Genomic DNA, 13,464 nt, shown 5'->3' on the forward strand with positions numbered 1-13,464 from the left:
GTTGGATGAAGCTCGTGTCGACTGATTTCACCGGGCTGCGACGAGGTGCGCCGCTGGGTGACCCGCGGCTGGACCTGTGCGATCTGTACGTCTTTCCGTCCCCGAAGGACCCCACGCGCACCGCGCTGATCCTCACCGCCAACCCGCACGCCGGCCCGATGTGTCCCGGCGCGGTCTATCGCATCGCGATCGACAACGACGGTGACCTGCGCAACGACATCGCGTTCAATTTCGTGTTCACCGAGGTCACCGGTAGTCCGGCGGCGCCGAGGCAGCGCGTCGACGTCTACCTGGCGTTGCAGGCCGACGCCCGGGTGGACGCCGCGGCGGGATCCCGGATCTTCGGCGACGTCGAGGTGTCGTTCGACGAACACCCGCGGATGTGGCAATCCGGTTCGTACTCGCTGTTCACCGGCGCCCGCGCCGATGCGTTCTTCGCCGACACCAACGTCCTCGCGATGGCTGTGGAGCTGCCGACCGCCTACCTCGGCGCGGCGCCCGATGTCCGGGTCTGGGCCCGCTGCAGCCTGCTGCGCGACGGCCGGTGGGTGCACGCCGACCGGGTCGGCCACCCATGGGTCAGCGGGTTCTTCTCGACCGAGGACGACCTCGCGGAGTACAGCGCCGGCGAGCCGAACCGGGACCGCGCGCGGTGGATGGCGCACCTGATCGAGTTGATGGCCCGCACCGGCGGTTACAGCCGCGAGGAAGCGGTCGCGGCGATCGAAGCCGAAGGCACGCTGCCCGACATGCTCACCTACAACCCGGCCAAGCCGGTCAGGTACCCCAACGGCCGCACGCTGACCGACGACGTCGCCGACTATCGCTCGAAGTTCCTGACCCACGGGCAGAAGGGGTTCGCAGGCCACGGCGCCCCGGCCGGAATGCTCTCCGAGTTCCCCTATCTCGGCGCCCCCACCTGAGGACATGGACGACGATCCCGGCGCACCGCAGTCCGCGCTGGTCGCTGCGTACCGGACGTGCGAGGCGCTGCCTGTGGTCGGGGGTCTGTTCACCCGGGGCCGTCACGAAGCCAGGGCACTGGTGTCGCTGGCCGTCGCGGTGGTCGTCGAGGAACTCGACGTGGACCGGTTGGTGCGTGACCGGATCACCGCCGAGACCTTCGACGCGGTGATCGCCCGGATGGACCTGGTCGGGCTGGCCAACAAGGTGATCGACGGGGTGGACCTGCGCGCACTGATCCGGCAGGAGGCGCGCCCCGTCCCGGTCGAGGCGCGCGGTTTCCGGCAGCGATTCCGTGAGCGGTCGTGACATGCCGCTGAGTGACGGCGAGGTGATCTCGGGATACACGATCGCCCGGCTGCTGGGGTCGGGGGGCATGGGTGAGGTGTATCTGGCCAAGCACCCGAGGTTGCCGCGCTACGACGCGCTCAAAGTGCTTTCGGCCGCCGTCTGCGCCGACGACGAGTACCGGCAGCGGTTCCACCGGGAGGCCGAGATCGCCGCCACGCTGTGGCACCCCCACATCGTCGCCGTGCACGACCGTGGTGAGTTCGACGGGCGACTGTGGATCTCGATGGACCACGTCGAGGGCACCGACGCGGCGCAACTGCTCGCCGAGCGGTACCCCGGTGGGATGCCGCCGGAGTTGGTGATCCGGATCGTCACCGCCGTGGCCGAGGCGCTCGACTATGCCCACCAACGCGGCCTGTTGCATCGCGACGTCAAGCCGGCCAACATCCTGATCGCCGATCCGGAAACCGAGAACGAGCGGATCATGCTGGCCGACTTCGGGATTGCGCGCCGCCTCGGTGAGGTCAGTGCCCTGACCGGGACCGACATGACCGTCGGCACGGTGGCTTACTCCGCGCCCGAACAGTTGACCGCCGACGAGCACATCGACGGTCGAGCCGACCAGTACGCGCTGGCGGCCACGGCGTTTCAGCTGCTGACCGGTGCGCCGCCGTTCAAGCACGACAACCCGGCCATCGTGATCAGCCGGCACCTGACCGCCAAGCCGCCGTCGATCTCCGACCATCGCCCCGAGTTGTCCTCGCTGGGAACGGTGTTCGCCAAGGCCCTGGCCAAGGTGCCCGCTGACCGGTTCGACCGCTGTGTGGACTTCGCCCGCGCGCTGGCCAACCGCAGCGCGATCACCGCCGATCCCGATGCCACCCGGTATGCCGTCGCCGAGACCGGCCCCCGGCACTCCCGGACCCGGTCGGCGGCGCCGAGATCACGCCGCTGGCTGGTGATCTCGGCCGCCGCGGTGCTGGCGCTGACCGCGATCGCCGCGGTGGTGTTCCTGGCGCAGTACGAGCGGCGGCAGGGCCGCAGCGAGGCGGCCCCGTCGACGCCGGGTGGGGTCGCGCTACCGGTGGTGGTGGTCGGCGCGGACTGCGCCACGCTGGGCGCCGCGGGCCTGACCGAGGGCGGCCAGCCGGCCTATTGCGCGCGCCTGGCCTCGTCGGGCGAGCCGTTGTGGTCGCTGTATCCCGGGCAGATCGCCCATCCCAGCGCCGCGCCCGTCTCGAACGGTGACACCCCGGTACTGGTGTGCATGGAGCAGACCGGCAAGAGCCAGGTCGACTGTCACGACGACATCCTGCAGGAGAACGCGAATCCGGGCGCCAACGACGGCTGACTGCGGGCGCGGTCAGTTCGTGTCGCCGGCGGTGGCGGCGACGTCGTCGCCGAACCACTTCTCCTTGATGATGTTGTAGGTGCCGTCCTCGCGCATCCGGATCAGCGCCTGGTTGATCGGTTTGCGCAGCGGGCTGTCGATGTTGAACACGAAGCCCTGGTTCTCCTCCTGGAAGACCGGCCCGGCCAGCACCGCGACGCCTTCGCCCCGATGGGCCACGTAGTAGCGCAGCACGGGGGAGTCGAACACCACCGCGTCGTAGCCTTCTTCGCGCAGCAGGTGGTAGGAGTCCTCGATGGTGTCGGTCTCGGTGGCGTCGATGCCCATGCTGCGCAGGAACGTCGCCGCGGTGGTGTCGGTCACGGTGGCCACCGATTTCTCGTAGAGGTCGGCCGGACCGGTGATCTTGGCGTCCAGCTTGGCCACCGTCAGCGTGGCGCTGAGGTTGGCCGAGTAGAACGAGATGAACACGATGCCCGCGAATCCCCACAGGATCGCCAGTGACCGGGTGATCGTCGTCGTCGCGGTGGTGCTGTTCTTCCCGACCAGCGAGCCGATGCCCCAGCTGAACGACTGGAAGATGCCGGGGAAGTAGGACCGTGACACCACCGGCTTGGCGACGCGGCGCTCGAGCAGCCAGAACACGTGTGCCGGAATCACACTGACGACCACGGCCGCGCTGAGCCAGATCAACATGGTGCGGGAGAACAGCAGATCGAGGTACCCGCCCAGACCGGGCACCGCGGGCCGGGTATCGTGCACGGGCACGATGATCTGCAGCCCGCCGTCGAGCGTCGGTTGGGAGAAGTCGAAGCGCTGCTCGCGATCGGCGGTCAGCGAGATGGCACCGATCGCCACGTCGGCGCGGTTGTCGGCCACCGCGGACAGCTGGCCGGCGACGTTGTCGGTGCGCAGGAACTCGGTCGGCACGTCCAGGCGGTTGGAGATCTCGTTCCACAGATCGATGCTGAACCCGGTCAGCTCCCCGCCGCTGGTCTCCATGACGAAGGGCTCGAGCGGATGGATCGCCACGGTCACCGGTTCGGGATCGGCGGTCTCGGTGCCCGGCTGGGCGGCCGCCGGCGGCGCCGCGAGCAGAGCCCCCCACAACAGGGCCAGGACAACAGCAAATCGGCGGGCGCCCACGGGCGAATCACTCCTTCGTCTCGGAGGTGACCCTAACCCACGGTCATGGCTGGATCCGGATCGGACCGGGCGAGTACAGCCCGGAGCGGGTGGCCTCGCCCAACTCGATCTCGGCGGATTCCGCGTCGACGATGGTGTCGAAGCGGCGCAGCGAGCCCCAATCCTGGCCCCAGTCCTGGGACAGATAGGTCGACATCACCGAAGCCCGCAGCAGCAGATCGGTGATGCCCAGCAACCCGCCGTTGAGGCCGTCCTGCCAGGTGTCGGTGCTCTGCAGTTTGGCGTAGTAGTCCGGCGAGATCCGGAACTTCGGGATCTCGGTGACCCCGTTGGCGTGCAGCATCGGCTGCTGGCACGGGAACGCCAGACCGACCGCCCAGTCCATCAGCACCGGTTCCTCGGAGCCCACGTACTCCTGGACCGAGCGCAGTTCGGGCACCCGTGGCGGCGTCACCGCGACCCAGTCGCCCTGCCCGAGATCGAGGTCCTCGGCGATCACCCGGACCGCGACCGCGTCGGCGGGAATCTGCGCGCGGGGGTAGCGCAGGTTGCGCCACGACGGGGTGGGGCCGATGTCGTACGGGCTGACCCGCCCCGCGGGCATCGGCGCACCGTCCGGCCCGGCGGTCGCATACTCCAGTTCCACGGTCTGCCCGGAGGTGAATCCTTCGGCGACGCTGCGTCCGGCGATGGTTCCCGCCGCGGTGATGACCAGCAGCGGGTGCGCATCGTCGGCCGGCGGCAGTTCGTACCACGACGAGGCCAGCTTGCTCTCCTGCTGCGCCCCTTCGGAATAGGTCCCCGCGACGGGCACCCGGGTGGGGTCCAGGCCGTACGGCAGCGGCACGGTGGAGCCGTTGATCCCCGGTCGTGACAGCTCGACCGGACGGTTCCAGTCGTAGTCGGTGCCGGGCTGCGGATTGTTGAGCCGGATCGCCTCGGCGATGATCCGCTCGGGAACGCCGTTGGGGGAGAAGCCCATCGGGTTCGCCCCGCCCAGCGGGCCCAACGGACCCGACGGCTGACCCGGGAGCGCCTGCAGGAAGCCGTCGTTCGAGTCGGGTTCGACGAGCACGTCGTCGGCCAGTCCGCAGCCGCCCGCGAAGGCGCGAATGTTGGCCCAGCCGTTGGAGTACGTCGGGTACTGGCGGACGACCCCCACCGCCATCGACGCCACGAACACCGTCACCATGAATCCCGCGGCGATCGGGATCGGGGCGGCGGTGAGTTTGTCGACCACCCGGGATCGGCGTCCGGGAAAGACGTGCAACCAGAACGCCCACAACGCGGTGAGCGCGAAGAGTGCGAAGAACACCCCGCTGACCGTGACGCCGCCCAGCTGCGGCACCGAATTGTTGAACGGCACACCGAAGTTGGAGACGTACCACCACCCGTTGGTGGAGGCGAAACACAAGGCCAGCACGAAGAACACCAACGCCAGGAACACCATCCGGTTGCGCGCGGAGCGCAGCACCGCCGGTGACAGCAGCACCGTGGCCAGCGCGGCCATCGCCGCACCGACCGCGGCGAACAACCCGAAATGGTGGATCCACTTGGTCGGCGTGAACATCAGGAAGAAGATGGTGGCGAAGATGACGCCCATCAGCCGCCAGGCCGGACCACGCGCCACGCCGGGCACGCGCTTGCGTCGCAGCATCATGAACAGCGACGGGAACAGGCACATCGCGGTGAACAGGAACGCGAAACGGCGCGAGATGGCGCCGTCGACGGTCGGCAGGACCAGGTAGTAGTAGCGCAGGTTCTCGGTGTACCACTCCTGGCTGGGGCCGATCGCGGTGCGAATCCTGGTGGCTTCCAGCACCGTTGCCAACGTCTGATCGGCGAACACCACCGCCAGGATCACGGTGCCCGCGGCCAGCAGCGGTGCCAGCAGAGGCCAGGTACCCACCCATTGCCGGCGGCGCATCAGGATGCGCAGGATGGGCCGGCCGCCGGCCACCAGGGCCGCGACCGCGATCAGGCCGGTCGGCTGGATACCGAGGGTGAACGCGGCGGTGATGATCGCGAAGGCGGCGGGGGTCAGCCGGCCCGAGCTGATCGCACGTTCGATCAGCACATAGGTGATCAGCGCGCCGGTGGCGATCTGGCCCTCCGGGCGCAGCCCGTTGTTGAACGGCATCCACGCGCCCAGCAGGACCAGCCCGGCTGCCCACAGGGCGGGACGGCTGGCCAGCACCGCGGGCCCGAGCCGGGGCAGGACCTCGCGGGACAGCAGCAGCCAGCAGATCAGCGAGCACACCAGATCTGGCAGCCGGATCCAGATGCTGGCGGTGCTGACCTGGGTCATCAACGCCAGCAGGTTGTAGTACCAGCCGAACGGGTCCTCCGGGCTGCCGAACCAGCGGAAGTAGTTCGACATGTAGCCGGCATGTTCGGCCACCCGGGCCATGCCCAGGATGTAGCCGTCGTCGGAGGAGTTGGCGCCGATGACATACCAGAGCGCGAACCCGCCCACGACCACCCCGTCGACCGGGCTGGCGGTCCGCCAGCGGGTCGGGATCAGCCGTCGCATCCGCCTGCCGTCGAGGCGGTCCAGCCGCCACAGCGCCAGCAGCGCCACCGCGGTGCAGACGATCGCCAGCAGGATCGCGGCCAGCTTCAGCGGGGTCGGCTGGGTGGTGAAACGGGTGTCGATGGTCGCCGACAGCGACAGACCCGGCGGGGCCGGCCCGACGAGGTCGGTGAACACGCCGACGATGGCCGGCCGCAGGTTCGGGTCGGAGTAGCCGGTGCGTTGCGGCGCACCGGCGTCCTCACCGGAGGTCTGGGTCAGGCCGACGAAGTCGGCGTAGGTGCCGTCCAGGTTCGAGGTGATCTCGATGGTCGAGCAACCGCCCATCCGCTCGCGGTCGACGCTGGCCACCACGACGTTGCGCACGATCACGTCGACGCGTTCGTCGGTGACGTTGACCAGCATCGCGTTCAGCGCCGCGTCGCGGCCCTCGGCGGGCGCGGTGCCCAGCAGCAGCCCGCCGTCGGCGGGCATGTCGGCGACCGCGGAGCACGGGATCGTCGCGGTCAGGCTCACCGGCGCCTGGCTGATCAGCGGCGCGGTGACGTTGTCGAGCTGCCCGCCCTGCGGCCAGTTCAGCGTCGCGGTGGTCTGCGTGACGGGCAGCAGCGGCGTCGCGACGGCCAGCAGGAACCCGAGCAGGCCGGCGATCGTGGCGACCCACCGCGCCGTCTTGACGTCCCTACTCACGGCAGCGCCCTGATCGGTCCGCCGCGACTCCAGCCGAACACTCGCGTCGTTCCTTCCTCGATCGCCGCGTTCGGCGCCTCGTCAGCGGGCACCACCCGCAGATAGCGCTCGATCGAACCCCAGTCGCGGTACCAGTCGCCGCGCAGATAGGTCGGGATCGTCGCGGTGCGCAGCAACGCCTGGATGAACAGGAACGGGCCGCCGTCCTCGGCGGACTGCCACTGGTTCGACGAGGCCACCACCTGCTTGAAGTTCGGCAGGATCCGGTACTCGGGCAGCTCGGCGACGCCGAGGTGCTGGGAAGCCGGCCGCTGGCACGGGAAGTTCGACGCGGTCGCGATGTCCATCAGCACCGGGGTCTGCGACCCGAGGTACTCGCCGGCGGTCTGCAGCACCGGCACCCGCGGCGGGGTGAACGCGAACCACTGGTCCTCGGACAGGTTCGGGTCGTCGGCGACGATGCGCACCACGTTGGCCTCCGGCGGCGCCCACGACAGCGGGAAGCGCAGGTTGCGCCACGCCTTCTGCTGAAAGATGTCGATCGGCTGCACCTGGCCCAGCGCCTGGTAGGAGCCGTCCGGGCGGTGCACCCCCCACTGCAGCTTCAGCGACTGGCCGTAGTTGAACGAGCCGTCCTCCTCGTAGTACCAGATCGCCCCCGCGGCGGCGACGGTCACCAACGGCCGGTCCGGGGTGCGGGGCGGCAGCTGATACCACGCCGAGGTGGCCTCGGCGGCCAGGGTGTTCTCGTCGAAGCTGCCCATCACCGGGGTGCGGTCGGGGTCCAGGCCGAACGGCAGGAACACCCGCGACCCGTTCACCCCCTCGGGGCCGTAGCCGCCGCCGGTGCCGGCGGCGAAACCGACGCCGATGTTGGGTTTGTCGACCGGGCCGTCGGAGTTCACGGTGCCGGGGTTGGCGGCCACCGGCTCGGCCGGTTCGAGAGTGTCGCTGACCCCGTTGGGGGTGAACCCGATCGGGTCCTCGCCGCCGAGGGGACCGTACTCGCCGAACCGCTGGCCGGGGACCGGCTCCAGCATGCCGGCGTTGGTATCGGGCTCGACGAGGACGTGGTCGGCCATCCCGCAGCTGGTGCCCTGCAGTCCGGAGGTCAACGCGGCCAGGTTGGCCGCACCGGTGGTGTAGACCGGGTAGCGGCCCACGGTGGCCTTGACCATCGAGCCGAGCTCGAGCACCACCATGATGGTCGCGACGATCAGCAGCGGCGTCGAGGCCAGCGCCCGGTTCCGGCCGGTGTCGGCGACCTGGGTGTGCCCGGCGTAGTCCATCCGGAAGTGCAGCCAGCCGGCCAGCAGGCCGCCGACAATGGCCAGCACCAGGAAGATCGTGGTCACCGGGTAGCCGAAGATCACCGGCTGCTTGTCGAACCACGGCACCCCGTAGTTGGCGACATAGAACCAGCCGTTGATTCCCGAGGTGGACCAGGCCAGCACGAACAGCAGCGCGGTGACATACAGCGCCAGGTTGCGTCGGGAGTGCAGTCCCACCCGGGCGAACGCGAACGCGGTGACCGCGCCGAGCGCGCCGGCCAGGCCGGCGAAAGCGCCGAACTGAACCGCCCACTTGGTCGGCGTCAGCGTGAGCAGCAGCAGCCCCACCGCGGTGGTACCGGTCAGCCGCCACAGCGGCGCGCCGACGGCGCCGGGCACCTTGCCGCGCCGCAGCAGCACCATGATCAGGCCGAACAGGCACAGCAGCAGGATCAGCACCGAGAAGCGCCGCGACAGGGACCCGTCCACACTGTCCTCGACGGTGAGGAAGTAATAGCGCAGGAACTCCTGATACCACGGCAGAGTCGGCCCGACGACGTACTTGATGCGTACCGATTCGGCGACCGTGGCCAGCGTCTGGTCACGGAACACGATCACGAACACCAGGGACGCGGCCGCCACCAGCGGCGTCACCGTGGCGCCCACGCCGGCCACGGCCCGGCGCGCGGAGATCACCCGGGTGATCGCCCGGGCCCCGACCAGCAGCGGTGCCAGCGCGATCAGACCCTGCGGAGCGAGCGTGATCGAGAACATCGCGACCACAACCGCCACCGCGGCGGGCCACAACCGCCGGGTACCGATTGTTCGTTCCACGAGCATCCAGACCGCGACGGTGCCGAACGCGATCAGTGGTTCGGGCCGCAGCCCGTTGTTGAACGGCAGCCAGGCCGCCAGGAACACCGCGGCGCCGGTCCACACGGCGATCTTGTTGTCGGCGATCCGGCGGCCCAGCCGCGGCAACACGCATCGGCTGATGACCAGCCACGTCCCGATGGCTGCGAGGGTGGCGGGCAGCCGCATCCACACGCCGGCCGTGCTCACCGCCGCCAGCTGGGCCAGCACGCTCTGATACCAGTCGAACGGCGCTTCCGACGCGCCGAAGTACCGGAAGTAGTTGGTCAGGTAGCCGGCCTCCGACGACACCCGCGCGATCGTCAGGTTGTAGCCGTCGTCGGACGACTGCGCGCCCACCACGTGCCACACCAGCAGAGCACCGACGACGCCGGCGTCGGCCAGCCAGGTCGACAGCCCGACCCGGCGCCACCGCGTCGGCGGGCGTCGGCCCCCGGCGCGGTCGAGCAGCGCCAGCGCGACGATCGATGCGAGCACGCACAGCACGCCGAGCACCATCACGACGGTCTTCAGCGGGGTCGGCGAGGTGATGAAGCGGGTGTCCACCTCGATCCGGCCGGCCAGCCCGGCGTCCGTGCCGACCTCCAGGTCGGTGAAGACACCGGCCACCTGCGGTCGCTTGTCGACGCTCAGTGTGCCGGTGGCGCCCGGGATGCCGACGAAGTCGGCGCCGACAGCGGCGACGTCGGCCCAGATTCGCAGCTCGCTGCACGCACCGGCGTCCACCTCGGCGCGCGGCGCCACCGCGGCCACCGTGTCGCGGAACGCGACGTAGACGACGTCGTCGTTGGCCCGGACGAACAGTCCGTTGCGGCCGGCGTCGATGCCGCCGGCCGGGATCGTCGAGAGCACCACCCCGCCGTCGGCGGGCATGCTCGCGACGGCCCGGCAGGGAATGGTCAGGCTCAGGGAGCGCGGCGCCCCGGACACCAGCGGGGCGGTGATGTCCTCGACGAATCCGTCATCGTCGACGGCCTGCGGCCATGGGATGGTCGCGGTGGTCTGGGTGACGGGCAGCAGCGGCGTCAACGCGCACAGCACAATTCCGAGCAGCCCGGCGACGAACGCGACAAGACGGGCGGTCGGGGCGGGCACGAGGCTCGATGGTAGACGCCGTCAGCTCAGCCGCAGCGGCGCCGGGCTCCACAGGCCGCTGCGCGTTGCCGAACCGAGATCCAACCGGGCCGGTTCGGCGTCCGGGTAGTACGGCGTGAGCTGCTGCAGCGCTCCCCAGTCCCGGAACCAGTCGTGCTTGAGGTAGGTGGGCACCGAGGTGGCACGCAGCAGCAGTTCGGTGATGCCCAGCGGGCCGCCGCCGAGGTAGTCCATCACCGGCGAGTTGGCTTCGGCCCCGAAGCGGTCGGGCAGGATGCGCCACTTGGGCACCTCGATGACGCCGTTGCGGTGGTCGAACGGCCGCTGGCACGGGAACGCCAAGCCGACCAGCCAGTCGAGCAGCACCGGATCGGTCGAGCCGACCACGTCCTGCAGCGTGCGCAGGCTCGGGATGCGCGGTGGGGTGACGGCGATCCAGTGCTGCGGATCGAGGTCGTCGTCACTGGCGACGACCCGGATCTGGGTGGCGTCGGCCGGGATGGCGGTCAGCGGGGCTCGCAGGTTGCGCCAGGCCGGCGCCGCGCCGACGTCGCCGAACTCGACGGTGCCCGCCGGTTCGCCGTCGGGGCCGGCGTACTGCACGACGACCTCGCTGGAATCGAAGCGTCCGGCCGCGGCGATCACCAGCAGCGAGTCGGAGCGGTCGCGGTCGCGCCAGTCGTCGGGGAGCCGATACCAGGCCGAGCGCAGCGACGCCGGCTGTTGGGTACCGGCGCGCCAGCTGCCCAGGACCGGGGTCCGCGCGGGATCCAGGCCGTAGGGCAGCCGCGCACGGGAGCCGTTGACGCCGGCTGCGACGGTGGTGCCGCCTTCGGTGCCGGTTTCGCCGCCCGTGCCCGTCCCGCTGTCGTTGTCGCTGTCGGCGAAGTTGGTCGCGCCCGACTGGTCCATCACCGGGTCGGCGGAGATGTCGGACGGAATGCCGTTGGGGCGAAAGCCTTCTGCGGTCTCGGCGCCCAGCGCGTCACCGACCGTCGCCCCGATCGGCGACAGCAGACCCGCGGTCGGGTCCTGCTCGACCAGCACGTCCTCGGCCATGCCGCAGGTCTTGCCGGTCAGGGCCTGCAGGTTCGAGCGGCCCACGGTCCAGGCCGGGTACTGCCCGATCATCGCCACGGTCAGCGACACCACCTGGAAGGCGACCAGCGCCCAGGTGACGATTGCCAACGGGGCCTGCGCCACCGACCGCCACCGGCGCCCGCCGTTGGTCGGAGGGTCGCCACGGCCGGTGAAGTGCAACCACGCGGCCACCAGCAGGGTCAGCACCGAAAGGCCCAGCAGGATGGTGGTGAAGCCGAAGTGCCACTCGGGGAACGCGTTGGACCAGGGCACCCCGAAGTTGGAGACGTACCACCAGCCGTTGACCGTCGCGAAGGACAGCGCGGTGACGAACAGCACTGCTCCGGCGAAGACCGTGCGGTTACGCCGCGAACGCATCGCGGCCGCCGAGACGGCGACGGCGGCCAGCGCACCCAGCGAGCCGGCCAGCCCGGCGAACACCCCGAAGTGGTGGGTCCACTTCGTCGGGGTGAACATCATCGCCAGGAACGAGATGATGGTGATGCCGATGATGCGCCGGCTCGGCCCCAGCGCGGTGCCGGGGATCCGGCCCTTGCGCAGCGACATCGCGACCGCGACGGCCAGCGCGAGCAGCAGCGTCAGCACCGCGAACCGGCGGGCGACGGAGCCGTCGGGGGTGGTGGTGAACAGCCGGGAGTAGCGGATGTGTTCGTCGAACCAGGCCAGGCTGGGGCCGACGGCCGACTTGAAGCTGCTGGCCTGCAGCTCGCTGGCCAGTGTCTGGTCCCGGAAGATCAAGAACAGGGTGACGGTGCCGGCCGCGGCGATCGGAGCCAGCAACGCCCAGTAGCCGAATCGCGAGACATGGGCGCTGACAATCGTTTTCAGCGGACCGATGGCCACCAGCAGAGCCCCGATCGCGGCAACGCCGGTGGGTCCGGAGAACAGCGTGAGCGCACCGATGATGATCGCCACCGCGACGGGGAGCAACCGGCTGGTGGCCACACCCCGTTCGACCGAGCACCAGGTCAGCAGGATGCCCAGCGCGATGATCGGCTCGGGTCGCAGGCCGTTGTTCAGCGGCACCCAGAACGCCAGGAACAGGCCGGCCGCCGTCCACGCGGCGGCGCGGCTGTGCTTGACCGCCGAGCCCAGCCGGGGAATGACCTCGCGGCTGATCAGCCACCAGCACGCCAGAGCCATCAGAAGAGTGGGCAACCGCATCCACACGCTGGCGGTGGACACGTGCGCCCACAGGGCCAGCAGGTCGTAGTACCACCCGAACGGGGCTTCCGGGGTGCCGAACCAGCGGTAGTAGTTGGCCATGTAGCCGGCGTTCTCCGACACCCGCGCCATGGTGAGGATGTAGCCGTCGTCGGCGGTGTTGGCGCCGACGAAGTGCCACCACACCAGTACCGCGGTGACCAGGCCGTCCAGCGGCGACAGCGACCACCAGCGGGACGGCAGGAACCGCTTGTGCCGGCGGCCGTCGGCGCGGTCGAGCATGTGCAGCGCGACCAGCGAGGTCACCGTCATCGCGACGCCGATGATCATCGCCAGCAGCTTCAGCACGGTCGGCGATGTGCTGTACCGCGAGTCGACGGTGGCCGAGAACTCCAGGCCCGGGGGCGCCGGGCCGGACAGGTCGGTGAACACGCCGACGATCTGCGGGCGGAAGTCATAGCCGCCGCGTTCGCCGCGCAGCGGCTCGTCCGGGTTCTCGGTGGTGGCGTCGGCCTGGCCCTGGGTCAGGCCGACGAACTCGCCGGTCACCTTGTCGGCGTGCGCGGTGAACGTCAGCTCTTGACAGTCGGGTCCGAGCACCAGGTCCAGCGGCGCGCTGACCACCGGGGTGTTGCGCACGATGACGAGCAGGTCGTCGTTGACGCGTTCGATGAGCAGGCCGCGGTCGATCGCCTTGGGCGCCTGCTTGGGCACCGTCGAGAGCAGCACGGTGCGGCCGGGCCGGTCCAGACCCGCCGCCGCGCTGCACGGCACGGTGACGGTCAGGTCGGTGGCGACATAGCCGATCAGCGGGGCGTCGACACTTGCCAGCTCGCCGCCCTGGGGCCAGTTGAGCTGCGCGGTGGTCTGGGTGACGGGCAGCAGCGGGGTGGCGATCGCCAGCAAGGCGCCGAGCAGGCCCGTGACGATCGCGATCAGCCGTACGGTGCGGTGGTTGGTGCCTGTTCGCGGCATCGGCTCCGCCG

General features: G+C 70.2%; 7 protein-coding genes. 3 read left to right on the forward strand and 4 right to left on the reverse strand.

The window, feature by feature from the left end; all coding sequences use genetic code 11:
* The first annotated feature begins 14 nt into the window (after positions 1-14).
* The 3 genes from G6N31_RS22670 to G6N31_RS22680 are packed head-to-tail and all read left to right on the forward strand — an operon-like array spanning position 15 to position 2,605.
* Complete coding sequence (locus tag G6N31_RS22670) at positions 15-923, forward strand: DUF4331 family protein (protein WP_098005263.1); 909 nt, start codon at positions 15-17, stop codon at positions 921-923.
* A 4-nt stretch (positions 924-927) separates the two neighbouring features.
* The gene (locus tag G6N31_RS22675) at positions 928-1,272 is read left to right on the forward strand and encodes a hypothetical protein (protein ID WP_098005242.1); all 345 of its coding nucleotides are present in this window, start codon (positions 928-930) and stop codon (positions 1,270-1,272) included.
* Position 1,273: 1 nt separating this feature from the next.
* Complete coding sequence (locus G6N31_RS22680; RefSeq protein ID WP_098005241.1) at positions 1,274-2,605, forward strand: serine/threonine-protein kinase; 1,332 nt, start codon at positions 1,274-1,276, stop codon at positions 2,603-2,605.
* Between the two features lie 12 nt (positions 2,606-2,617).
* Here G6N31_RS22680 and G6N31_RS22685 read toward each other — a convergent pair whose 3' ends face one another.
* From G6N31_RS22685 to G6N31_RS22700, 4 genes are read right to left on the reverse strand one after another with little or no spacing between them, the layout of a single operon-like run.
* Positions 2,618-3,751 (reverse strand): transporter substrate-binding domain-containing protein, encoded by a 1,134-nt coding sequence (locus G6N31_RS22685; RefSeq protein WP_098005240.1) that lies wholly within the window; start codon positions 3,749-3,751, stop codon positions 2,618-2,620.
* Positions 3,752-3,794: 43 nt separating this feature from the next.
* Positions 3,795-6,974 (reverse strand): arabinosyltransferase domain-containing protein, encoded by a 3,180-nt coding sequence (locus G6N31_RS22690; protein WP_163722325.1) that lies wholly within the window; start codon positions 6,972-6,974, stop codon positions 3,795-3,797.
* Entirely contained in the window at positions 6,971-10,213 is a 3,243-nt protein-coding gene (locus tag G6N31_RS22695; RefSeq protein ID WP_098005238.1) for an arabinosyltransferase domain-containing protein, read from the reverse strand. The genes G6N31_RS22690 and G6N31_RS22695 overlap by 4 nt, the downstream gene beginning before the upstream one ends.
* Positions 10,214-10,234: 21 nt before the next feature.
* On the reverse strand, positions 10,235-13,453 hold the full coding sequence (locus G6N31_RS22700; RefSeq protein ID WP_098005237.1) for an arabinosyltransferase domain-containing protein: 3,219 nt from the start codon (positions 13,451-13,453) through the stop codon (positions 10,235-10,237).
* Between the last annotated feature and the right edge of the window lie 11 nt (positions 13,454-13,464).

The sequence above is a fragment of the Mycolicibacterium duvalii genome (assembly GCF_010726645.1).
Taxonomy (GTDB): domain Bacteria; phylum Actinomycetota; class Actinomycetes; order Mycobacteriales; family Mycobacteriaceae; genus Mycobacterium; species Mycobacterium duvalii.

Bases quoted from the DNA above. Each gene is read 5' to 3' on its own strand.
- G6N31_RS22675 (WP_098005242.1), top strand. From the start codon at position 928: ATGGACGACGATCCCGGCGCACCGCAGTCCGCGCTGGTCGCTGCGTAC.
- G6N31_RS22680 (WP_098005241.1), top strand. From the start codon at position 1,274: ATGCCGCTGAGTGACGGCGAGGTGATCTCGGGATACACGATCGCCCGG.
- G6N31_RS22700 (WP_098005237.1), bottom strand. From the start codon at position 13,453: ATGCCGCGAACAGGCACCAACCACCGCACCGTACGGCTGATCGCGATC.